Raw genomic sequence first — 22,813 nt, 5'->3', positions numbered from 1 at the left:
TTTATTTTACGGAAAGTCTTGTATATATACCAGAGAGATTACACACTTGCAGAAAAAAATAACAGTAGTCAGTGTGATTTTCCTGTTATGTATATAAGATGACAGAATTATTGTAACAGTCTACTGTTCCGCAGGGGCGGAACTATTATAGAACAGGCAAGTGAGGAGAAAAAAATGGAAACAACAATCGCAGCAATTTCCACAGCCATGAGTGCGTCCGGAATCGGAATCATCCGTATCAGCGGCGAGAATGCCATGGATGTGATTTCCCGTATCTACAGATCAAAAGGCGGGAAGAAAAAAATAAAAGAAGTTCCGACTCATACCATTCATTATGGATATATTTATGATGGAGAGGAACTGATTGATGAGGTTCTGGTAATGATCATGCATGCACCGAGGACTTTTACAGGAGAAGATACAGTAGAAATAGACTGTCATGGTGGTGTATATGCTATGCAGAGGGTTTTGGATACAGTGCTGAAAAATGGTGCCGAAATTGCAGAACCAGGAGAATTTACCAAACGTGCCTTCCTGAACGGACGGATGGATCTATCCCAGGCAGAGGCTGTTATGGATGTTATACAGGCGAAAAATGAATATGCGCTTCGCAGTTCCATGGATCAGTTAAGAGGTTCTGTGCAGAAAGCAATCCGAGATATCAGAGAAAAGCTGATTTATCACATTGCATATATAGAATCGGCACTGGATGATCCGGAACATATCAGTCTGGATGGATATCCCCAGGAACTTCTGGAAGTTGTGGATAATGAACAGAAAGAAGTGAAGCGCCTGTTGAAAACTTCTTCTGACGGAAAGATGATCCAGGAGGGAATCCAGACAGTTATCCTTGGAAAACCAAATGCCGGAAAATCCTCACTGTTAAATCTTCTGATCGGAGAAAACCGGGCTATTGTGACAGATATTGCAGGAACGACCAGAGACATTCTGGAGGAATATATCACACTTCATGGAATATCTCTGAAGATTATTGATACAGCCGGAATCCGGGAAACAAAGGATATTGTGGAAAAAATAGGGGTAGACAGAGCCAGAGAAATGGCACAGAAAGCAGATCTGATTCTTTATGTAGTGGATTCTTCTGTTCCGCTTGACGAAAATGATGAAGAAATCATGGAAATGCTTACTGGAAAAAAGGCGATTATCCTGTATAATAAAACTGATCTTCAGCCGGAAATCCAGCCGGAAATCCTGGAAGAAAAAACAGGACATCCGGTAATTCCGATTTCTGCAAAAGAAGAAAAAGGCATTACAGAACTGGAAGAACAGATTAAAGATATGTTTTTTGGAGGAGAGATTTCCTTTAATGATGAGGTATATATTACAAATGCCCGTCATAAAGCAGCACTGGAAGAGGCTGACAGAAGCCTTGATCTGGTCAGAAACAGTATCGAAATGGGAATGCCGGAAGATTTCTTTTCTATAGATCTTATGAATGCATATGAAAATCTGGGTAAAATCCTCGGAGAGTCTGTTGGTGAAGATCTGGTAAATGAGATATTTAGCAAGTTTTGCATGGGTAAATAAAAATCAAAAAATCGCCTTCGGCGATTTTTGAAAGAATAGGATGAACAGTTGTAAAATAAAAGGAGACAAAATGAGAACGTTAGTAGAAGATTATGATATTGTTGTAGTCGGTGCCGGTCATGCCGGATGTGAAGCAGCACTTGCGGGCGCGCGCCTGGGCCTGAATACAGTGATGTTTACTGTAAGTGTAGACAGTATCGCATTAATGCCATGTAACCCGAACGTAGGCGGCAGTTCCAAAGGCCATCTGGTAAGAGAACTTGATGCCCTGGGCGGTGAAATGGGAAAAAATATTGACAAGACCTTTATCCAGTCCAAAATGCTTAACTGTTCCAAAGGACCTGCAGTGCACTCCTTACGCGCGCAGGCTGACAAACAGGCATACAGCAATGAAATGAGAAAAACGCTTGAAAATACACCTAATCTGACTATTAAACAGGGAGAAGTAACAAAACTTCTGGTCGAGGACGGAAAGATTACAGGGGTAAAAACATATTCCGGTGCAACTTATAACTGTAAAGCAGTGGTCCTCTGTACAGGAACTTATTTAAAAGCAAGATGTATTTACGGTGATGTAAGTAATTATACAGGACCAAACGGACTGCAGGCAGCCAACTATCTGACTGATTCTCTGAAAGAGCTGGGAATTGAAATGTTCCGTTTTAAAACAGGAACACCTGCCCGTATTGCCGGAAATACAATTGACTACAGCAAAATGGAGGAACAGTTTGGAGATGAGAGAGTTGTACCATTTTCATTCTCAACTAATCCGGAAGATGTTCAGATAGAGCAGAAATCCTGCTGGCTGACATATACAAATGAGAAAACTCATGAGATCATTCGTGCAAACCTTGACCGTTCTCCGTTGTATTCCGGTATGATCGAAGGAACCGGTCCGCGTTATTGCCCGTCAATTGAAGATAAAGTAGTCCGTTTTGCAGATAAGAACCGTCATCAGGTATTTATTGAGCCGGAAGGTCTCTATACAAATGAGATGTATATTGGTGGAATGTCCAGTTCTCTGCCGGAAGATGTGCAGGAAGAAATGTATCATTCCGTACCGGGACTGGAACATGCAAAAATCGTAAAAAATGCATATGCCATCGAATATGACTGTATTAATCCACGTCAGTTATATCCTACACTGGAATTTAAGAAAATCAAAGGACTGTTCAGCGGCGGTCAGTTTAACGGAAGCTCAGGGTATGAAGAAGCAGCGGCGCAGGGACTGATCGCAGGAATTAATGCTGCTCTGGAAGTTAAAGGTCAGGAACAGCTGATTCTTGACCGTTCTGAGGCTTATATTGGTGTTCTTATTGATGATCTGGTAACAAAAGAAAACCATGAGCCATACAGAATGATGACCAGCAGAGCGGAGTACAGATTACTTCTCCGACAGGATAATGCGGATCTGAGACTTCGTAAAAAGGGATATCAGGCAGGGCTCATCAGTGAAGAGGATTATCAGAAAATCCTTACGAAAGAAGAACAGATAAAAACAGAGATCAGCAGAGTAGAACATACAAATATCGGAGCAAACAAAGAGGTTCAGACCCTTCTGGAAAGCTATAACAGCACACCGCTGAAATCCGGAACCACTCTGGCAGAACTGATCCGCCGTCCGGAACTTTCTTATGAAGCAATCAAACCACTTGATAAAGAACGTCCGGAGCTGCCATGGGATGTACAGGAACAGGTTGACATTAACATCAAGTATGATGGATATATCCGCAGACAGTTAAAACAGGTAGAACAGTTTAAGAAACTGGAAGCAAAGAAAATCCCGACAGATATTGATTATGAGAAAGTTGGAAGTCTGAGAATCGAAGCACGTCAGAAACTGGAAGCATACAGACCGATTTCAATCGGACAGGCTTCCCGAATTTCAGGAGTTTCTCCTGCTGATATATCAGTTTTACTGGTGTATCTTTCCAGTACGAAATAATTAATATAATACGCTTTAATGTGCTTATAAAAACAAGAAATTGGCAAAAAATATTAAAATAGTACATAAAAGAGTAAAATAACGGACTATAAATAACAGATAAAATCATAAAAGCACATAAAACAACCCTGTAAAATATACAAAAATAATAAATAAAGGTAGAAAAAGGAGAATAATACATGCCGTATAATCTGACGACATTGGAAAATGGATGCAGAGAACTGGGTATAGAGCTGAGCCAGAAGCAGAAAAATCAGTTTATCCAGTTTTATGAATTTCTGGTAGAAAAAAATAAGGTTATGAATCTGACAGGTATTACTGAGTTTGAGGAAGTTCTTACAAAGCACTTTCTTGACAGTCTTGCCTGTGTAAAAGCCATTGATATGACAAAAGTAAAAACAATTATGGACATCGGTACAGGTGCCGGATTTCCAGGTGTGCCTTTGAAAATTGCTTTTCCACATCTGGAGGCATGTCTGCTGGATTCTCTGAAAAAGAGGGTAAACTTCCTTGAGGAAAGTTTTGAGCTTCTTGGATTAGAAGGGATTAAGGCGATTCATGGAAGAGCAGAAGAGTATGCAAAAAATAAAGAGTATCGTGAGAAATATGATCTCTGTGTATCCAGGGCAGTATCAAACCTTGCAACTCTGTCAGAATATTGTCTTCCTTATGTAAAGATAGGAGGAACTTTCATTTCCTATAAATCAGGAACTGTACAGGAAGAGGCAGAAGAAGCAGAGAAAGCAATCAATATCCTCGGTGGTCAGGTGAAAGACATCACATACTTTAAATTGCCGGACTCCGAGATTGACCGATCCCTTGTCATTATAAATAAGAAAAAATCTACACCTGGAAAGTATCCGCGTAAAGCAGGAACACCATTAAAAGAACCATTGTCATAATAAATCTATGTATAGTTGTCTCATGAAATCTTCTGGCAAAAAATGCCGAGATTTCGGGACAGCTATTTTTTTCAAACAAACATCACAGAATAATCACACTTTTATCCTAATTTCATCACAACTTCATCATAAACTATTTTTATAGAGATGTCCTCGGGTTCCCCCATTCTCTGTTTCACCTGGGGACATTTTCTATATTTTATTTTGGCAAAAATTAAGAGGAGGAGAACACATTGATTGAAGTAAACAATCTGGTCAAACGATATGGTAACCATACGGCAGTTGACCACCTTTCCTTTAAAATAGAGAAAGGCAAAATCTATGGATTTCTGGGACCAAACGGTGCAGGAAAATCCACTACAATGAATATGATAACCGGATACATCGCATCCACCGAAGGAACCGTCAAAATTGACGGACACGATATCCTCGAAGAACCGGAAGCGGCAAAGAAATGTATCGGTTATCTGCCTGAACAGCCGCCGGTCTATTTTGATATGACTGTCCTGGAATACATGAAATTTGTGGCAGATCTCAAGAAAATTCCAAAAGATAAAAAAACAAACATGATCGAAGAAATCATGGACATGGTAAAGATTTCAGACATGAGAAATCGTCTGATCAAGAACCTGTCAAAAGGTTACAGACAGAGAGTTGGTCTTGCTGAGGCGATTATGGGGTATCCGGAGGTGATCATCCTGGATGAACCGACAGTAGGTCTTGACCCTAAACAGATTATTGAAATCCGAACCTTAATTAAAGAATTAAAAAAGAAACATACCGTTATTCTCAGCTCGCATATACTTTCTGAAGTAAGCGCGGTATGCGATTACGTGCTGATCATTTCTCATGGAAAACTGGTAGCAAGCGATACTCCTGAGAATCTTGGAAAACTTGCAGAGGGATCCAACACTCTGGAGATGCTTATTAAAGGTGAAAAAACACAGATCAGGCAGGCTCTCGAGGGAATCGAGGGAGTCAACAGCGTAACAATGGAAAAAGATGAGAAACAGAATCTCTGGAGTGTGAAAGTTTCAACAGAAGAGCAGAATGACATTCGGGAAAAAGTATTCTACAAAATGTCGGAGATTAACAGCCCAATCTATGAGATGAAGTCCAGGAAAGTATCATTGGAGGAAATCTTCCTTGAACTTACTGCATCCGATAAACCAATATCTGCAGACGAAGTCCCAAATACACCTGAAGATAAAGATACTGATGCCGGTAAATCAAACGAGACAAACGTAAAACAGACATCAGCAGAAATACCGGAAGAACAGAATAATGATAAAGGGGGAGAGAAATAACCATGACAGCTATATATAAAAGAGAGCTGAAAAGTTACCTGACATCCATGGTAGGATATTTATTTATCTTTTTCATTCTTGTACTGACAGGTATTTATTTTTCAGCATACCAGCTTTCAGCAACATATCCGAAATTTGAATACACCTTAAGTGCAATTACCTTTGCATTCCTGATCGGAGTACCGATTTTGACTATGCGTGTACTTGCAGAGGAAAGAAAACAGAAAACAGATCAGCTGCTTCTGACAGCACCGGTTTCTGTGAGCGGTATTGTAATAGGTAAATATCTTGCACTGGTAACTGTATTTGCTGTTCCGATGGCAGTTATGTGTACTTATCCGCTGATTATGTCCAAGTTTGGCACAGTAGAGTTTGCATCTGCATATACAGCAGTCCTGGGATTCTTTCTCCTGGGATGTGCAAATATTGCAATCGGTGTATTTATGTCAGCATTAACTGAGAGCCAGGTAATTGCAGCGGTACTCACATTTGTTTTCTTATTTGCATTTTACATGATGAATGGTATTTCTTCATTCTTCTCTCAGACATCTATGTCGACATGCGTGACATTTGGGTTATTGATCCTGGCAGCAGCCATCATTATCTATACCATGATCAAGAATATTCTGATCTCAGCAGTGATCGGTGTGATCGGAGAAGTGGCACTGATTATTATTTATGTAGTAAAATCCAGTATTTTTGAGGGCGGTATTCAGAAAGTCCTGGATGTGTTTAATCTGAGCGGACACTTTGATAATTTTACAAGTAACATCTTTGATATAAAAGGAATTGTATATTTTCTTTCTGTGATTGCAGTATGCCTGTTCCTTACAACACAGTCTATTTTGAAGAGACGCTGGAATTAGTGGGGAGGTGAAAGAAAATGAAACTGAAAGAAAAGATGAAAAATAATAACCATAAAAAATTTGACAAAAAGAAACTGATTGGCACCATCAGTAAGAAGCATATCAAAAACGGCTCTTACACAATGGTTATGTCAGTGATATTTATTGCAGTAGTTGTAGTGCTCAACATGATCGTAAATGCGATTCCGTCCAAATATTCAGAAATTGATATCAGCAGCCAGAAACTCTACAGTATTGGTGATGATACAAAAGCAATGCTGAAAGATCTGGACAAGGACGTAACAATTTACCAGATTGCACAGAGCGGTTCTGAAGATGAAAATATTACCAATCTGCTTAAGAAATATGAAGATGAATCCAAGCATATTAAAGTAGAGCAGAAGGATCCTGTAGTAAATCCTAAATTTGTAACGGAATATACAAGTGATGATCTTTCTGCAAACAGTCTGATCGTTGTATGCGGCGACAGAAATAAAGTCATTGATTACAACAATATCTATGAGAGCACAATTGATTATCAGACCTACAGCTCTCAGACTACCGGTTTCGACGGTGAAGGTCAGATCACAAGTGCGATCGGATATGTAACATCCGAAGATCTCCCGATCCTTTATACACTCGAGGGACATGGTGAGAAGGAGATGGATTCTACTATCAAAGAAGACATCGAGAAGGCAAACATGGATATTCAGTCTCTGAATCTTCTTACAGAGGGAAGTGTTCCGGATGATGCAGACTGCCTGTTCATTGATTCTCCATCCACAGATATTTCAGAAGATGAAAAGACTGCTATTATTGATTATCTTGAAAATGGCGGAAAGGCGATGATTTTCTCTGATTATACAACAGAAGACCTGCCAAACTTTGATGCAGTTCTGGAAAACTATGGTGTTCAGAGAGAAGCTGGAATCGTATTTGAAGGTGATAATCAGCATTATGCAATGCAGATGCCATATTATCTGGTTCCGACTATAAACAGCACAGATGCAAGCTCTGAGACTGTTTCCGGAGGATATTATGTACTTGTACCATATGCACAGGGAATCAAAAAAATGGATGATGTAAGAGATACCGTAACGATCAACAGTATCCTCACCACATCAGACCAGGCATATTCCAAGACAGATCTGAACAGTGATACTCTGGAGAAAGAAGACGGAGACGAAGCTGGCCCATTTGATCTGGGAGTAAGCATCACAGAGACTCTGGATGATGACAAAGAAACGCAGATCGTATACTATTCAACTTCCAATCTGATGGAATCACAGGTAAATCAGATGGTATCCGGCGGAAATGAGAAGCTGATCATCGAATCCCTGAAGTGGATGACAGACACAGAAGACAGTGCAACCGTATCTATCCCATCCAAGAGCCTGTCTGTATCTTATCTGACACTTACAGACTATGATGCTGCATTCTGGAAGATCTGCACCATCGGTCTGATTCCTGGATTCTTCCTTGTTGTAGGGTTTGCAGTCTGGATGAAGAGGAGAAAAGCTTAAATGAAGAATAAAACTGTAAAAATGGTTCTTGCAGTTGTAGTTCTTGGTGTCTGCTGCGGGGCTTACGCAGGTGTAAAAACCTACGTAGCCCATCAGGAGCAGAAAGAATCCGAAGAAGATTCTGAAGAAAGCACAACTGTATTTACTGCATCAACAGATAACATTAAATCTCTGGATTTTATGGTTGATGATACAGAGACAACATTTGAAAAAGATGATGACAGCTGGGTAAAGAAAGACGAAACAGATTTTCCGGTAAATCAGACTACTCTGGACAGTGCAGCATCTGCTATTGCATCTGTCGATTCAGACAGAGTTCTGGAGGACGTAGATGATCTTTCAGAATATGGTCTGGACTCTCCGTCAAACACGATTAAGATTGTAACAAAATCTGATGAGGAAGATGGCGATGACATAACAACTACACTGTATGTGGGAGATGAAAATTCCTCCACCAGTCAGTATTATGTAAGAAAAGATGATGATGAGAAGACAGTATACCTGATAGATTCTTCCTGCGTAGAGCCGTTTGCCAAATCATTGAATGATTATGCGCAGATGGAAGATTTCCCTGCAATTTCCAATACAGATACCATTACAAAAATTTCTGTAGACGGCGATAATTCCTATGAATTATCAAAAGACGAAGATACAAGTACCTGGTCAGTAAAAGGCAGCGAGGATGAAGAAAAAGCAGACTCAGCTACCGTAAGTTCTCTGGTATCCTCATTCGGAAGCATGGCATATAGTTCACTTGCAGATTATAAATGCGACGACAAGAGCAAATATGGTCTGGATAAACCATATGCAACAATCACAGTAGATTATCAGGAAGAAGTTGCTGATGATGACACTGATGAAGACACACAAGATGATACGACAGCTTCCGGTGAGACGGCAGATGAAGATGCTTCATCTGTGGAAGAAAACAGTGACGATGCTGAACAGGATACAGAATCAGACGAAAGTGTAAGTGAAACTACGGATGAAACATCTGAGGCTGAAGATACTGACGGTGAAGAAGCAGAAGATGAAACATCAGAAAACTCAGACAGTGCATCAGACAATGAGGATTCTTCGGAAGAAGAAACTAAGATGGCAGATAAGCAGCTTACAATTCTTGTTGGAAATGAAACAGATGACAGCAGCAGATATGTCATGGTAAATGACAGCAATGAAGTCTATACGATGTCAACGGATACTCTGTCCGCGCTCACTGATAAATCAGAAGAAGACTTCTGGGATATGACAGTAAGTTATGTATCTTTAAACAGCCTCGGAAGCCTCAAAGTAAATTATCAGGGCAGTGATTATAAAGTAAATGTTTCACGTGAAACATCCACAGATGATGATGGAAACGATACAGAAACAGTTACCTATAAACTGAATGGTTCTGATCTGGATGAAACAACATTTACAACATTCTACAATAAACTGATCAACATGACGGCTCAGAAACGCCTGACAGATAAATATGAACCTGACGGTGATGCAGAACTGACAGCTATATTTACAGAAGAAGACGGTGATACACAGAAAGTTGCATACTATAGCTACGATACAAACTATTATGCAGCAGTGGAGGATAATAAAGTATATCTCGTAAATAAGATGAATGTAAAAGAACTGTTCACAGCATTTGAATCAGTTGTTGGAACAGAAGAAGATAGTTCAGATAAGACAGATTCAGACGAAGCAACAACAGATGATACTAAATCAGATTCAACAGATATGCCAGGTGAGAGCATAGAAGAGTCCAATGACAGTACATCTGAAACAGCCGGCATAACAAACGATTCTGATACATCCGAAGAGGAGAATGCAGATTCTCAGGAAACGGACAGTACAGAAGAGTAAAAGAATAAACGAATCTATAAAAAAGTGAGGCAGGCATATAGAATTTCTTCCATATGCCTGCCTCACTTTTTGTTGTATTAGAGCGTGTTTGAAAAATCATTCCCACAATCTGCACGCCCCATTTTGCGGTATATTTTGTCCGAATTCGGTTGCTGTAGTCACCGCAACGTCGCCCTCTTCCGACTTGAAATAAAAAAATTTATCCTTCAAAATTGTCTCAAAATCAACTCGTCGACTCATTCTGGCTTAAATATAAGGCTTAAAAGAAGATTTTAACCTGTTCAAGAAACGCTTCAGGTGCTTCAACATGTGGAAGATGTTTTGTTTCTTTGAGAACAGAAACTTCAATAGCCGGGTTGGAGGCACAATAATCATCAGTGACAGCCTTTCCGTTTGGCTCTGTTTCACCTTCAACAATATAAATACTGTTATCCAGTGCCTTAAGTGCATGACAGATATTTATATTTATATACTTAGCTGCAAGACTGGAGTACAAAAATCTGGTATAATATCCACCTTTATGAGCTGCTTCATAATAAGCATCTGCCATTTGATTATCCACATGGAATGGATTATAATACATCTTCTCGATAAAAAGATTATTTATATTAGCACGTGATACGATCATATGATAAACCAGAGTTCCGAAAATCGGAATTTCCAGAGCTGCTTTTAACAGGCGGTCCTTTCTGTTTGGCATCTGTTTTAATTGAGTCAGGCTGGGCGGATTTACCAGCATGATTTTGTTAAAAAGTTCTTTCTCATTGTGACAGGCCATAGTAACAAAAGAGCCTGAAAAACCACTTGCAATCACATCTGTTTTCTGACCAATTATTTTTTTGATAAAATCACTGATCATCTGAACATAAACAAAATTTGTATAGGTAATGCTGGATTTGTCCGAACGTCCGCATCCTAACAAATCAACAGTATATACGGTATGGTCAATTGCCAGTTCGTCTTCAATTTTGCTCCATTCATACCCGGAAGCTCCAGGTAAAGTGTCATGAATCAAAAGAATCGGTGACCCAGTTCCCTTTTTGGTATAATAAATGTTCCCAAAGCGCCATTCAAAGTAATTGTCATTAGAAATGTGGAGCATCTGTTTTAATTGTGCAGCAGTAGCAATCGTGTGGTTAATGAAATGAACAGCAACAGTTGCGCCGGTCATCAGAGCAGCAAATGTAAGAAATTTGTGCTTGTTTTTACTCATTTTCGGCCTCCTTTATCAAGCATAACAAGTGATTAGCCTGCTAAAATTATATACCCATATTATACCGCGATACTGTCTGTTTTACAAGAAAATATGATGCGAAAAAAGAACCATATGGATTGATGATGTTACTGTTCACTCCGTTCACAGCAACACGCTTCGCGATGCACAGAATTTATGCTAATCGCATAAATTCGCGCGGTATGTCTCGGGTTTTCTGTGACCTTCACTCACAAAAAACCCGAGACATACAAGCCAAAATTCCATTGCCGCAGGCAATCTGGAATTTTGGCTGCGTTACTGAGAACGGAGTGAACAGTAACGATTGATGGAAAAAGAAAATGTCAATCACCACAAAATATACAATATTTATGCTAAAAATAATGTGTTTTTTTATGTTTCACGTGAAACATTATGTGGCATGATTAAAATAAAAGTGTTATAATAAACCTGCATATGCCTGTTGGCATTATAAAAAATAATGTAACAGGCAAAATAGGAATAACTACAATTAAAACCTCATAAAGGAGGAATGAAGTTGGGAAGAATTATAGCAGTTGCTAATCAGAAAGGCGGAGTTGGAAAGTCAACAACTGCAATTAATCTTTCAGCATGTCTTGCAGAAAAAGGGAAAAAGGTTCTCGCAATTGATATGGATCCACAGGGAAATACTACCAGTGGTTTCGGCGTTGATAAGAACGGCATAGAAAATACATTGTATGAACTTTTGCTTGGAGAGGCAGAAACGAAAGACACGATTGTAAAAGATGTTGTTGAGAATCTTGACCTGATTCCATCTAATATTAATCTTTCCGGTGCAGAAATCGAGCTGGTAGGAATCGATGATAAAGAATTTATCTTAAAGGGAATCACAGATAAGCTTCGACGTAAATATGATTACATAATACTGGATTGTCCGCCATCATTAAATATGCTGACGATCAATGCATTAACCGCAGCTACATCTGTATTAGTGCCAATCCAGTGTGAATATTATGCGCTGGAGGGACTTTCACAGCTGATTCATACCATTGATCTGGTAAAAGAAAGACTGAATAAACGTCTGAAAATGGAAGGCGTAGTATTCACAATGTATGACGCAAGAACAAACCTGTCTCTGCAGGTAGTGGAAAACGTAAAAGAGAATTTAAATCAGAATATTTATAAAACAATTATTCCACGTAATGTAAGACTGGCGGAGGCTCCAAGCTATGGACAGCCGATTAATATCTATGATCCGAGATCAGCAGGAGCAGAAAGCTACAGGCTTCTGGCAGAGGAAGTGCTCAACAGGGAGGATAATTAATGGCAGGAAGAAAAAACGGTCTTGGCAGAGGCTTAGATGCATTTTTTCCAGACAGAACATCTGTTGTCAAAGAACCTGCCAGAAAGACAATAACCAAAACAGTTAAAACAGAGAAGAAATCTGACGTAGCTGAAAAACAGACAAACCCTACTGTTGCAAAGAAGCAAACAGCAGATTCGAAAACAGGGGCAATGATCGTAAAGATCTCAAGTGTAGAGCCGAATATGGATCAGCCACGTAAACAGTTCGATGAAGATGCACTCATGGAACTGTCTGAGTCTATTAAACAGTACGGCGTACTCCATCCACTTCTCGTGTCTGATAAAAAGGACTACTATGAAATAATTGCAGGTGAAAGACGATGGAGAGCGGCAAAGCTTGCCGGACTGACAGAGATTCCTGTAATTGTTAAAGAGTTTTCTGAGCAGGAATTAGTAGAAATTTCCCTGATTGAGAATATTCAGCGGGAAGATTTAAACCCTGTGGAAGAAGCGATGGCATATAAACGACTGATTGATGAATTTCATCTGAAACAGGATGAAATCGCAGAGCGTGTAGGGAAGAGCAGAACAGCAGTAACAAATGCAATGAGACTTCTCAAACTCAGTGAAAAAGTGCAGCAGATGCTGATTGATGAGATGATCACTGCCGGTCATGCCAGGGCAATCCTTTCGATAGCAGATAAGGAAAAGCAGGAATCAATTGCAATGAAGGTTTTTGACGAGAAATTAAGTGTTCGTGAAACAGAAGCGCTTGTAAAACGTATGCTGGAGCCGCCAAAAACAGCAAAGAAGAGCAAATTCAGTTCTGCTGAGGATGCAATATATGAGAGTCTGGAAGAAAAAATGAAAAGTATCATGGGTACCAGAGTCCAGATTCACAGAAAGAAAAATGACAAAGGTAAAATTGAAATTGAATATTATTCCAAGGATGAACTGGAAAGAATCATAGATCTTTTCGAATCCATTGGTTAGGAGTGACAGTAATATGAGTGGCATTTTTGAAAATCTTGGAATTGATTCCGGGATCATCATTATTATACTGCTGATTCTTACTATCTTCCTGCTGGTAAGGAATATCAGTATGAATATGCGCCTGAGCCGTCTGGAACGTAAATATAAGACGTTCATGAAAGGTTCAGATGCACAGTCTCTGGAAAAAGTATTCGTTAGAAAATTCGCTCAGATAGATAAGCTCTATGATGCGAAGGAAGAACATGATCATGATCTTCTTTTTATCAAAAAGAATCTTGATAAAATGTTTAATAAATATGGTGTAGAAAAGTATGACGCATTTGATGATGTAGGTGGAAAGTTAAGTTTTGCGTTGGCTTTGCTGGACAAAGAGAATACAGGCCTTATCTTAAATGCAGTACACAGCCGGGACAATTGTTTTTTGTATATGAAAGAAATTGTAAAAGGCGAATCCTACGTTATGCTCAGCCAGGAAGAAGTAGAGGCACTTCGTAAGGCAGTGAATTTTGGACTGGATAATATTGAAGAATAAAGTTTTTTAAAAGTTACTGTGAACGGAGTGAACAGTAATGTTTAAAAGTTGAAAACAAGAGCATACTAAAAGAGAATCTGTTTTGTGCAGGAATGCACATGATATGATAAATTGATATCAGGGGGAAAGTTGTTGCCAGATTTTACCCTGACATCATTACATAATGTAATAGAATATTTCAGGAGGAACAAGATGTTAGATATTAAATTTGTGAGAGAAAATCCGGAAGTTGTAAAACAGAATATCCGCAACAAATTTCAGGATAATAAACTGGAATTAGTGGATAAAGTTCTGGAACTGGACAAAGAGAATCGCGAAATCAAACAGGAAGTAGAAGCTCTTCGTGCAGAGAGAAATAAAATTTCCAAACAGATCGGTGCACTGATGGCACAGGGAAAGAAAGAAGAAGCTGAAGAAGTAAAGAAACAGGTAGCTGCTTCCGGAACCCGTATTGAAGAACTTTCCACAAGAGAAAAAGAGGTAGAGGAAGAACTTCTCAAAGATATGATGGTAATTCCGAATATCATTGATCCATCTGTACCGATCGGTAAAGATGACAGCGAGAACGTAGAAATCGAGAAGTTTGGTGAACCGGTTGTTCCGGATTTTGAAGTGCCATATCATACAGAAATTATGGAAAATTTTGATGGAATCGATCTTGACAGTGCAAGACGTGTTGCGGGAAATGGTTTCTACTATTTAATGGGAGATATCGCAAGACTTCACTCAGCAGTAATCTCCTATGCACGTGACTTCATGATAAACAGAGGTTTTACTTACTGTGTACCTCCTTTTATGATCAGAAGCAATGTTGTAACAGGTGTAATGAGTTTTGCTGAAATGGATGCCATGATGTATAAGATTGAGGGTGAAGATTTATACCTGATCGGAACAAGTGAACATTCTATGATCGGTAAATTTATCGATCAGATCATTCCTGAGGAAGAACTTCCGAAAACTCTTACAAGCTATTCTCCATGTTTCCGTAAGGAAAAAGGTGCTCATGGACTTGAGGAGAGAGGCGTTTACCGTATTCATCAGTTTGAAAAACAGGAAATGATCGTTGTCTGCAGACCGGAAGAGAGTCCGATGTGGTTTGATAAATTATGGCAGAATACAGTAGATCTGTTCCGTTCTCTGGATATTCCGGTTCGTACACTTGAGTGCTGCTCCGGTGACCTGGCAGACTTGAAAGTAAAATCTCTTGACGTAGAAGCATGGTCTCCACGTCAGAAAAAATATTTCGAGGTAGGAAGCTGTTCAAACCTTGGTGATGCACAGGCACGTCGTCTTAAGATCCGTGTAAACGGAAAAGATGGTAAGAAATATCTTGCACATACATTAAATAATACTGTTGTAGCACCGCCTAGAATGTTGATCGCATTCCTGGAGAATAACCTGAATGCAGACGGTTCTGTAAGTATTCCTAAAGCTCTGCAGCCATACATGGGTGGTATGACAAAGATTGAGAAAAAGCACGCTTAATGGAGGGTGAGCTTTTTCAGGGAGGTGTTCTTATGCACAGTTATCTGAGGGCAGTTGGTTTTTCCAGGATCACCAAAAGAAGCAGTATCAGACAGATCATTACGGATGTGGTTGAAACTTATGATGAGAAAACAGTCATAGAGAACTACCCTGATGGTATGTTTGCAGAGTTTTCCAAGAATTATGGATGCGATTGTGGAATTACTGTCTGCGGGCAGTATGATGAAAACAACGTATTTTATCCGGATTATTATTTTCCTTTTTTTCGTGGAACAGGCATTACAACACAGGAGAGTGTTGTGATAGAAAGACATGCAGACAAAGAATCTTTTGCAGGTGCCTGTGACGATTTGAGAATTGGGGTTACTTTAATTTTCTATCTTCAGAATGCTGCTGAGTATCTGCAACAGCGTGAAAAAGGCAACATACTTCCGGGTGGCCAGCCTTTAACCCTTTCCGGGCTGGCCAGGGAAGGAAAAATCCTTTTTCCTGTAGAGAAAGATAAAGAAGCAGTAAAAGCAGAACGTGAACTGACAAAGAACAGAAATCATCTCATTGCAGCCGCCAGAAACGGTGATGAAGATGCAATGGAAAGCCTTACAATGGAGGATATGGATACATATTCCATGATTTCTCAGCGTATAGTTACAGACGATATTTTTTCAATAGTGGATTCCTATTTCATGCCATATGGGATTGAATGTGATCAATATAGTGTCATGGGTGAGATTCTGGATTTTATGACATTCAAGAACATTATAACAGGAGAAGAAATCTGCCAGCTTACATTAGACTGTAATGATATGCAGTTTGATGTTTGTATCAATAAGAATGATTTGCTGGGGGAGCCAAAGATCGGACGTAGATTCAAAGGAATCATATGGCTCCAGGGACAGTTGCACTATTAAAATTAAAAGATATGTTTAGAATGATAGCATGGACGAGAGTACTTCGCCCATGCTTTTTTTGTGTCATAGTACTTCGAACTCTGCTGAACTGTCTTAAATGCATTATTTACGAGGATTGCTATAAGACGTACAGAACAGAAATGGAATGAAGATATACAGGAAAACACCGGAAATCCAGAAGATACCACATTTCTGGAAGTAAAGGGAGATGTACTTTCTATGTGTTGATTTATTTGTAACATTTTTCGTTTATAGATGTTATATTAGTGAAAGAGATAAAAAACTGGAAACAAAACAGATATGAAAGGTGTATCCGGAGCAAAAATCAAGGAAGGGGGAATGATAGAAGTGGATAATCAAATCTTATTAAAGCTTTACAGCCTTTATCAGAAAGAATTATATTTATATTTGTATTCACTTTGTGGGGACAGACATCTGGCAGAAGATTTGCTCCATGAAACCTTCCTGAAAGCACTTCTGGCCTTGCCGGATGGACATGGCAATATGCGGGCATGGCTCTATATGGTAGCGAGAAACCTGTTCTATAATCAACAGAAAAAGAAATCACGGGAGATTCTGATGGATGAACAGATATATCCTTTAGAAGAAAAAACAGAGAAAGGTCTGCCTGAAAAAATTTTCGAGGAAGAAGACAGGCGAATGCTTTATCAGGCAATCCGCAGACTGGATATAAAGAAGCGGGAAATCATTCAGATGCAGTATTTTGGCGGAATGACACAGAAAGAAATCGCGGCAGTTTTACATATCACGTTGGAAAATGTACGGGTGCTTGCATACCGGGCAAGGAAAGAATTAAAAAAATATCTGGAAGAGTGTAGAAAGGAGGAATCTCAATGACGTATCGTGAGTTACTGAACTTATATAAACAGGGAAAATTGGACGATGTTAGAAAAAAAGAAGTTGAAGCATCTATTGAAAAACAAGACGCAATCAGTGAATTTCTCTATGAAGAAGGTGAGATACCAGAATTTTCTGATCTGGAAAGTGAGAATGCAGAGAATCCGGAAAATGAAGAATGGTTATCAGGACAGAAAAACAATCAAAAAGATGAGATCAACAGGCAATTTATAAAAGAAATCAGGTGGTCAATCCGCAAGACTTTTATTAAAATGGGAATAATTGTAGGAGTAGCTGTCCTTGTAATTGTTTTATGTGCTGTATTTATCCTCCCAAAGGCCGTGTCAGATTTTTATTATAATCCCAATGAAGTAGTTGGCAAATATGAAGAAATGACTACGACCAGAATGGATTTGGATCTTTCTGTTTATTCTGAGCTGTTTTTGGCGGGTAATCATCGTAGTCAGGTCAGTGCGGTATCGAGAGGGTATGGTGAATACGATATTATCATTCCGCAGACTTTTAGTTGGACTGGAAAATTCACTTCTGTCAGCGGACGTTTGGTGCGAGGAAACCTTACTTTTTATGACAATAACATATTGAGCAGACCACTTATGCAGTTTTATCTCCCGGGAGATACGACCGCGTGGGAGGCGTGGGAAGTGGATGAAAATGGAAAAGAAACTAAAGTAGACACAGAAATGCGTAAGGAGGAAAGCGTTCAGGATTCCAAAGACGCAATCGCAGAATACAATGATAACGACTGGTATCTTGCCTATGTTTCCATAAATGATATTGTGGATTACAGAGATTTTATTGAGTGGTATCAGAAGCTGTCTGATGATAAAGAACTGGAATGGGGAGAACTCTGGTGTGCAGTTCATACGGAAGACGCGGATGGTTACTGTGTGGAACCAAACATTGGCTTTTGCCCGTATCCGTCGGGGATGAGCATGAATTGGGACAGAGAGAAATATCCGTATCTGTCGCTTCTGGATAATACAGATATCTGTCATGATGTGGATGTGACAGACGAAGAAATTATGCAGACCCATTTTATCAGCATGCTTTCCTACATTCAGGATTATGACGACATTATTTCAATGATGGGACAGACGACGGATTCTCCGAACAGATACCAGGATATGATTAACTATGTAAAGAAAAATGGGCTGAAGATCCATGGCTTTGCAGTTTATGCAAAGAAAAAGAATCTTCTCGAATTATATAAACAAGATATGGTGTCCTATGTCCAGACAATACTACAAAATTAAGAAAGAAGTGCAGATATATCAGAAGAGATATTTCTGCACTTTTTTAATCAAATCAAGTAAGCAGCGAAGCGGATTGTGAATATTTGTCTGAATGTAAAATTTAAAATGAGAAGCCAGATTATGCTTGTAATTTTTCTTTAGATATAGTAAAATCATAGCTATGGGTTAGGAATTCTCATAGTTCAGTTAGATATAGTATCCGTCTCTATAAAGAGAGCAGGGGTATTTCTCTGAGTAAAAAAACAACCCAGAAAAATCTGTGATTGACAGCTTGTAAAAGAGCTGATAATCTAATATATGGCCGAAGGGAAAAATCCCAGAAACCCAGTAAAATCAAGGGTTTGCGGCATGTGTCGTCATAGCTCAGCTGGATAGAGCACTCGCCTCCTAAGCGAGGGGTCGGAGGTTCAAATCCTCTTGGCGACGGGCTTCAAAGCGTTCGAAAATGTTAGCTGGATTAGCTGACAACGAACGCTTTTGTTATTTTCAAATCACGTTCGTGACACAAAATTCCATTCAAAATGATCAATTTCCAGCTAACGCAATCCGATTTTTGTTAGCTGACAGCTAATCAAAATCACCGGTTTGCAAACATGGGTTTTAGGAAGTCCAGCTAACATTTGGGTTCCGCTCTGTTGTCACCCCTTATTTGGGGATGCAAATCAGAGAAAAGGCGGGAAAAGAAACAATCTCTCCCAAACTTGCAAACATGAATTAGCTGAAACAGTATTCAATTCTATTAGCTACAGCTAATGGTCAAACAGCAATGTCTGTTTGGAACTTTACTATCTATAAAAGTTCCAGGCAGGCATTTTTTAGTTCCTGAATCCTGGAGGAAAGGAGTCAAGATGACTGAACCAAACAGACAATCAGAAGAAAATGAAGAAAGAATCATAGAAATTGAGATTGAGCGTCTTCGACCGTTCAAAGAGCATCCGTTTCAGGTGAAAGATGATAAGGAAATGTTTCTTCTGCAGGAAAGCATTGAGAAGTATGGAATATTAAATCCGCTGATCGTCAGACCGGTACCGGATGGATACTATGAGATCATATCCGGTCACAGAAGAAAACATGCTGCGGAGAAACTGGGATACCGTAAAGTACCGGTAATCATCCGGGTATTAAGTGAAGATGATTCCATCTTGAGCATGGTAGATTCCAATCTTCACAGAGAACGGATTAGTTACAGTGAAAAAGCTTTTGCTTACAAACTGAAGAATGACGTATTAAAAAGAAAAAGTGGTCGAAAAAAGAGCCAAGTTGACCACAAAACACCAAGAAAGCGGGCAATAGAAATCATCAGTGAAGATTGTGGTGATAGCCCAAAACAAGTGCAGCGTTATATCTCACTGACAAAACTGATACCGGAAATGTTGCAGAAACTGGATGATGAGATTATTTCTTTTTGTCCGGCTGTAGAGATAGCTGCATTAAGTGAAAAAGAACAAAGAGAACTGCTTGTAGCAATGGAGTATGCACAGGCAATCCCATCACTCTCACAGGCCCAGAGGATCCGGCAACTGAGTAAAGAAAAACAGTTGTCACTGGAAAAGATGGAAGAGATCATGTGTGAAGTGAAAAAGGGTGAGATCACAAGAGTGGCATTCACAAACGAGCAGTTGCACAAGTATTTTCCAAATTCTTATACACCGGCAATGATGAAACGGGAAATACTGGCACTGTTGAAATTATGGAAAAAAGAATCATGGGAAAGTTAAAGGAGGAAGAAATCATGTGTAAAGTTATATCCGTAGTAAACCAGAAAGGTGGCGTCGGAAAGACCACCACAACCGTAAATGTAGGCATTGGACTGGCAAGAGAAGGTAAGAAAGTGTTGCTGATCGACGCGGATCCACAGGGAAGTTTAACCGCAAGTCTTGGATATGAGGAACCGGATGATCTTCGCATCACATTGGCAACGATCATGATGGATGTCATCAACGAAGAAGAAATCTCTCTGGAAGATGGGATTTTACATCACCAGGAAAATGTAGATTTTCTCCCGGCAAATATTGAGCTTTCCGCACTGGAAGTAACGATGGGAAATGTTATGAGCAGAGAAATGATCATGAAAGAATATATCGATGCGATACGATGCCGATACGATTATATCCTGATCGACTGTATGCCGAGCCTTGGTATGATGACAATCAATGCACTGGTCTCTTCCGATTCTGTGTTGATACCTGTGCAAGCCGCATATCTGCCGATGAAAGGACTTCAGCAGCTGATCAAGACCATTCTTACAGTAAAGAAAAGACTGAACCGGAAACTGGCGATTGAGGGCATTCTCCTGACCATGGTAGATTTCAGAACCAATTACGCAAGGGATATTGCATCGAGAGTACATACAACCTACGGAAGTCAGATCGAGGTATTTGAAAATGTGATCCCAATGTCTGTAAAAGCTGCTGAGACCAGTGCAGAGGGAAAAAGCTTTTGCTTACAAAATGAAACAAGAGGCCATGAAACACCAAGGTTCTCGGACAGACTTGACTTTGGAACAAAATGTCCCAAAGTTCAAAAGAACAACGGAAGCAATTGCGGATGGGACAGGTGAAAGTTCTAAGCAGATTCAGCGTTACATCCGACTGACAGAGTTAATACCAGAACTTCTTGATCTGGTAGATAACAAAAAGCTTCAGTTCACGGTTGCCGTAGATATTTCCTACATCGATAAGGAAGTACAGGAATGGATTTACGAATATATCAGCGACACCGGATTTATCAAGCCAAAACAGATTGCAGCACTCAGAAATCAGCTGAATGATGGACCAATCAATCAGATCCAGATGTTATCAATTTTCAATAACTGTGTGATGGCAAAGAAAGTATCCAGGTCTCTCACTTTCTCAGAAAAGAAACTGACAAAGTACTTTCCGGATGATTATACAGCCAAAGATATGGAGCAGGTGATTGAATCATTATTAGAAAAATGGATGCAGGAACAGTCCTGTTAAGGATAGAAAAAGCTAAGAAAACAAAGTCAAAGAAGTTTAAAAAGAGGACTTCTTAGCAGAAAATGAAAGGAGGAAATTATGGAGAAAAAAATGACATTTAATTATTTTTACGGTACCGAAGCTGATCAGTTCAGCTTCTACCGCATACCAAAAGCATTATTTACAGACAGTTACTTTAAAGATTTATCGAGCGATGCTAAAATTTTATATGGACTGATGTTGGATCGAATGTCTCTTTCCATCAAGAATCAGTGGTTTGATGACAAAAACAGAGCATATATCTATTTTTCCATCGAAGATATCATGGAATTACTGAACTGTGGCAGAAATAAAGCCATCAAATCCATGAGAGAACTGGATGACGAAACAGGAATTGGTTTGATTGAAAAACGCAGACAGGGATTTGGAAAGGTGAACGTTATCTACGTGAAAACCTTTATGCCCGAGAAAACAGATGAGAAAAAATTTGAAGAGGAATTAAAGAAGTTTAAAAAACAAACTTCTGTGGAAAATGAGGAATCTACAGAAGTTTACAATTCAAACTTCATGAAGTCCCAAAATCAAACTTCTAGAAGTCCCGAAAACAAACTTCAAGAAGTTTACATTTCAAACCCTAATAATACTAATCTTAGTGATACTGAAATGAATGATAATAAATCTAATCCTATCATATCTGTGGATGAGAAAAGATTTGATAGCGATAATCACTCTGAGGATTATCAGGCTTATGAAAACCTTGTCAAAGAGACCATTGATTATGAATCACTGAAAGTAACCCATCATGACGATATGCGAAAGGTAGATGAAATCGTGAACCTGATCGTAGAAACTGTGATGTGTAAAAACGACAAGATATTGATTGCCAGCAATTGGTATCCGGCATCACTGGTGAAGAAAAAATTTCTGATGCTGACCTATTCACATATCGAGTATGTCTTACACTGTATGAGTGGTAACACCACAAAGGTGAAGAATATCAAGAAATATTTGTTAGCAGCCCTGTTTAATGCACCGTCAACGATGAACGGGTATTATCAGGCAGAGGTGAACCATGATATGCCAGGACTGGTAAGATAGGAGGTGCACATGTTTATTTTAAAATTTGCTGGGAAGATATTATTACTGCCGGTATGGCTGATTCTTTTTGTGATCGGCCTGGCAGTGAAGATGACAGTACAGACTTATGCGGTTGTCAGAGGGATCCTTGGGTTTATATTCACTTTGTTGATTATAGCGACTGCATACTGTTATCATGACTGGGTACAGGTTGCATTTCTATTTTCGCTGAGTGTAATTCTGTATCTGATCCTGTTTGCAGGAGTATTCGTGGACACTGTACTGGACATGACAAGAGAACGTCTTATTGATTTTATTAT

20 protein-coding genes, 1 tRNA gene and 1 pseudogene are annotated in these 22,813 nt (G+C 39.4%); 21 read left to right on the top strand and 1 reads right to left on the bottom strand.

The window, feature by feature from the left end:
* Positions 1-174: 174 nt before the first annotated feature.
* The 8 genes and pseudogenes from mnmE to AC075J_RS14955 all read left to right on the top strand — a co-directional run.
* On the top strand, positions 175-1,548 hold the full coding sequence (gene mnmE, locus AC075J_RS14990) for a tRNA uridine-5-carboxymethylaminomethyl(34) synthesis GTPase MnmE (RefSeq protein ID WP_026649417.1): 1,374 nt from the start codon (positions 175-177) through the stop codon (positions 1,546-1,548).
* 70 nt (positions 1,549-1,618) lie between these two features.
* Positions 1,619-3,493, top strand: coding sequence for a tRNA uridine-5-carboxymethylaminomethyl(34) synthesis enzyme MnmG (gene mnmG / locus AC075J_RS14985; RefSeq protein WP_055060218.1), 1,875 nt, complete (start codon positions 1,619-1,621; stop codon positions 3,491-3,493).
* 179 nt (positions 3,494-3,672) lie between these two features.
* Positions 3,673-4,395 (top strand): 16S rRNA (guanine(527)-N(7))-methyltransferase RsmG, encoded by a 723-nt coding sequence (gene rsmG / locus AC075J_RS14980; RefSeq protein WP_025578457.1) that lies wholly within the window; start codon positions 3,673-3,675, stop codon positions 4,393-4,395.
* A gap of 233 nt (positions 4,396-4,628) precedes the next feature.
* Entirely contained in the window at positions 4,629-5,702 is a 1,074-nt protein-coding gene (locus tag AC075J_RS14975) for an ABC transporter ATP-binding protein (protein WP_055200608.1), read from the top strand.
* Positions 5,703-5,704: 2 nt separating this feature from the next.
* Entirely contained in the window at positions 5,705-6,568 is an 864-nt protein-coding gene (locus tag AC075J_RS14970; protein ID WP_055200607.1) for an ABC transporter permease, read from the top strand.
* Positions 6,569-6,585: 17 nt separating this feature from the next.
* Positions 6,586-8,070: a GldG family protein gene (locus AC075J_RS14965; RefSeq protein ID WP_118331275.1), complete on the top strand. Its 1,485-nt coding sequence runs from the start codon at positions 6,586-6,588 to the stop codon at positions 8,068-8,070.
* Positions 8,071-9,927: a DUF4340 domain-containing protein gene (locus AC075J_RS14960; RefSeq protein WP_226824713.1), complete on the top strand. Its 1,857-nt coding sequence runs from the start codon at positions 8,071-8,073 to the stop codon at positions 9,925-9,927.
* Between the two features lie 121 nt (positions 9,928-10,048).
* Positions 10,049-10,120: pseudogene (locus tag AC075J_RS14955) on the top strand (hypothetical protein); the annotation flags it as partial.
* 66 nt (positions 10,121-10,186) lie between these two features.
* On the opposite strand, the gene AC075J_RS14950 reads toward AC075J_RS14955, so the two are convergent.
* Complete coding sequence (locus AC075J_RS14950; RefSeq protein ID WP_118331276.1) at positions 10,187-11,140, bottom strand: alpha/beta fold hydrolase; 954 nt, start codon at positions 11,138-11,140, stop codon at positions 10,187-10,189.
* A 538-nt stretch (positions 11,141-11,678) separates the two neighbouring features.
* On the opposite strand from AC075J_RS14950, the gene AC075J_RS14945 reads away from it, so the two are divergent.
* The 13 genes from AC075J_RS14945 to AC075J_RS14885 all read left to right on the top strand — a co-directional run.
* Entirely contained in the window at positions 11,679-12,446 is a 768-nt protein-coding gene (locus tag AC075J_RS14945) for a ParA family protein (protein WP_025578451.1), read from the top strand.
* The gene (locus tag AC075J_RS14940; protein ID WP_025578450.1) at positions 12,446-13,420 is read left to right on the top strand and encodes a ParB/RepB/Spo0J family partition protein; all 975 of its coding nucleotides are present in this window, start codon (positions 12,446-12,448) and stop codon (positions 13,418-13,420) included. Before AC075J_RS14945 ends, AC075J_RS14940 begins: the two co-directional genes overlap by 1 nt.
* 13 nt (positions 13,421-13,433) lie before the next feature.
* Positions 13,434-13,952 (top strand): DUF4446 family protein, encoded by a 519-nt coding sequence (locus AC075J_RS14935; protein ID WP_020993348.1) that lies wholly within the window; start codon positions 13,434-13,436, stop codon positions 13,950-13,952.
* A 192-nt stretch (positions 13,953-14,144) separates the two neighbouring features.
* Positions 14,145-15,437, top strand: coding sequence for a serine--tRNA ligase (serS, locus tag AC075J_RS14930; RefSeq protein ID WP_118331685.1), 1,293 nt, complete (start codon positions 14,145-14,147; stop codon positions 15,435-15,437).
* Positions 15,438-15,469: 32 nt separating this feature from the next.
* Entirely contained in the window at positions 15,470-16,345 is an 876-nt protein-coding gene (locus AC075J_RS14925; RefSeq protein ID WP_476390473.1) for a DUF3881 family protein, read from the top strand.
* 300 nt (positions 16,346-16,645) lie between these two features.
* Positions 16,646-17,203, top strand: coding sequence for an RNA polymerase sigma factor (locus tag AC075J_RS14920; protein ID WP_022379891.1), 558 nt, complete (start codon positions 16,646-16,648; stop codon positions 17,201-17,203).
* Positions 17,200-18,477, top strand: coding sequence for an anti-sigma factor C-terminal domain-containing protein (locus AC075J_RS14915; RefSeq protein WP_022379892.1), 1,278 nt, complete (start codon positions 17,200-17,202; stop codon positions 18,475-18,477). The genes AC075J_RS14920 and AC075J_RS14915 overlap by 4 nt, the downstream gene beginning before the upstream one ends.
* A 352-nt stretch (positions 18,478-18,829) precedes the next feature.
* Positions 18,830-18,903: transfer RNA gene (locus AC075J_RS14910), tRNA-Arg, on the top strand.
* 326 nt (positions 18,904-19,229) lie between these two features.
* Complete coding sequence (locus AC075J_RS14905) at positions 19,230-20,195, top strand: ParB/RepB/Spo0J family partition protein (protein ID WP_055200567.1); 966 nt, start codon at positions 19,230-19,232, stop codon at positions 20,193-20,195.
* 14 nt (positions 20,196-20,209) lie between these two features.
* Complete coding sequence (locus AC075J_RS14900) at positions 20,210-21,037, top strand: ParA family protein (protein WP_226839648.1); 828 nt, start codon at positions 20,210-20,212, stop codon at positions 21,035-21,037.
* Positions 20,976-21,437, top strand: coding sequence for a hypothetical protein (locus AC075J_RS14895; protein ID WP_226839647.1), 462 nt, complete (start codon positions 20,976-20,978; stop codon positions 21,435-21,437). The genes AC075J_RS14900 and AC075J_RS14895 overlap by 62 nt, the downstream gene beginning before the upstream one ends.
* A gap of 78 nt (positions 21,438-21,515) precedes the next feature.
* Positions 21,516-22,514, top strand: a complete 999-nt coding sequence (locus tag AC075J_RS14890) for a DUF6017 domain-containing protein (RefSeq protein WP_025580966.1) — start codon at positions 21,516-21,518, stop codon at positions 22,512-22,514.
* Between the two features lie 9 nt (positions 22,515-22,523).
* Positions 22,524-22,813 (top strand): hypothetical protein (locus AC075J_RS14885; RefSeq protein WP_476390472.1); only part of this gene is annotated, 290 nt, incomplete at its 3' end.

It is taken from the genome of Blautia sp. ZXY-1-C6 (assembly GCF_056339875.1).
Note: the sequence above shows the minus strand (reverse complement) of the source record. Positions and strands in the feature narration are given on the sequence as shown.

Excerpts from the sequence above, each read along its gene's own strand:
- mnmE (WP_026649417.1), top strand. The coding sequence starts at position 175 with ATGGAAACAACAATCGCAGCAATTTCCACAGCCATGAGTGCGTCCGGA.
- mnmG (WP_055060218.1), top strand. The coding sequence starts at position 1,619 with ATGAGAACGTTAGTAGAAGATTATGATATTGTTGTAGTCGGTGCCGGT.
- rsmG (WP_025578457.1), top strand. The coding sequence starts at position 3,673 with ATGCCGTATAATCTGACGACATTGGAAAATGGATGCAGAGAACTGGGT.
- AC075J_RS14970 (WP_055200607.1), top strand. The coding sequence starts at position 5,705 with ATGACAGCTATATATAAAAGAGAGCTGAAAAGTTACCTGACATCCATG.
- AC075J_RS14965 (WP_118331275.1), top strand. The coding sequence starts at position 6,586 with ATGAAACTGAAAGAAAAGATGAAAAATAATAACCATAAAAAATTTGAC.
- AC075J_RS14960 (WP_226824713.1), top strand. The coding sequence starts at position 8,071 with ATGAAGAATAAAACTGTAAAAATGGTTCTTGCAGTTGTAGTTCTTGGT.
- AC075J_RS14950 (WP_118331276.1), bottom strand. The coding sequence starts at position 11,140 with ATGAGTAAAAACAAGCACAAATTTCTTACATTTGCTGCTCTGATGACC.
- AC075J_RS14940 (WP_025578450.1), top strand. The coding sequence starts at position 12,446 with ATGGCAGGAAGAAAAAACGGTCTTGGCAGAGGCTTAGATGCATTTTTT.
- AC075J_RS14935 (WP_020993348.1), top strand. The coding sequence starts at position 13,434 with ATGAGTGGCATTTTTGAAAATCTTGGAATTGATTCCGGGATCATCATT.
- serS (WP_118331685.1), top strand. The coding sequence starts at position 14,145 with ATGTTAGATATTAAATTTGTGAGAGAAAATCCGGAAGTTGTAAAACAG.
- AC075J_RS14925 (WP_476390473.1), top strand. The coding sequence starts at position 15,470 with ATGCACAGTTATCTGAGGGCAGTTGGTTTTTCCAGGATCACCAAAAGA.
- AC075J_RS14920 (WP_022379891.1), top strand. The coding sequence starts at position 16,646 with ATGAAAGGTGTATCCGGAGCAAAAATCAAGGAAGGGGGAATGATAGAA.
- AC075J_RS14915 (WP_022379892.1), top strand. The coding sequence starts at position 17,200 with ATGACGTATCGTGAGTTACTGAACTTATATAAACAGGGAAAATTGGAC.
- AC075J_RS14905 (WP_055200567.1), top strand. The coding sequence starts at position 19,230 with ATGGTCAAACAGCAATGTCTGTTTGGAACTTTACTATCTATAAAAGTT.
- AC075J_RS14900 (WP_226839648.1), top strand. The coding sequence starts at position 20,210 with ATGTGTAAAGTTATATCCGTAGTAAACCAGAAAGGTGGCGTCGGAAAG.
- AC075J_RS14890 (WP_025580966.1), top strand. The coding sequence starts at position 21,516 with ATGGAGAAAAAAATGACATTTAATTATTTTTACGGTACCGAAGCTGAT.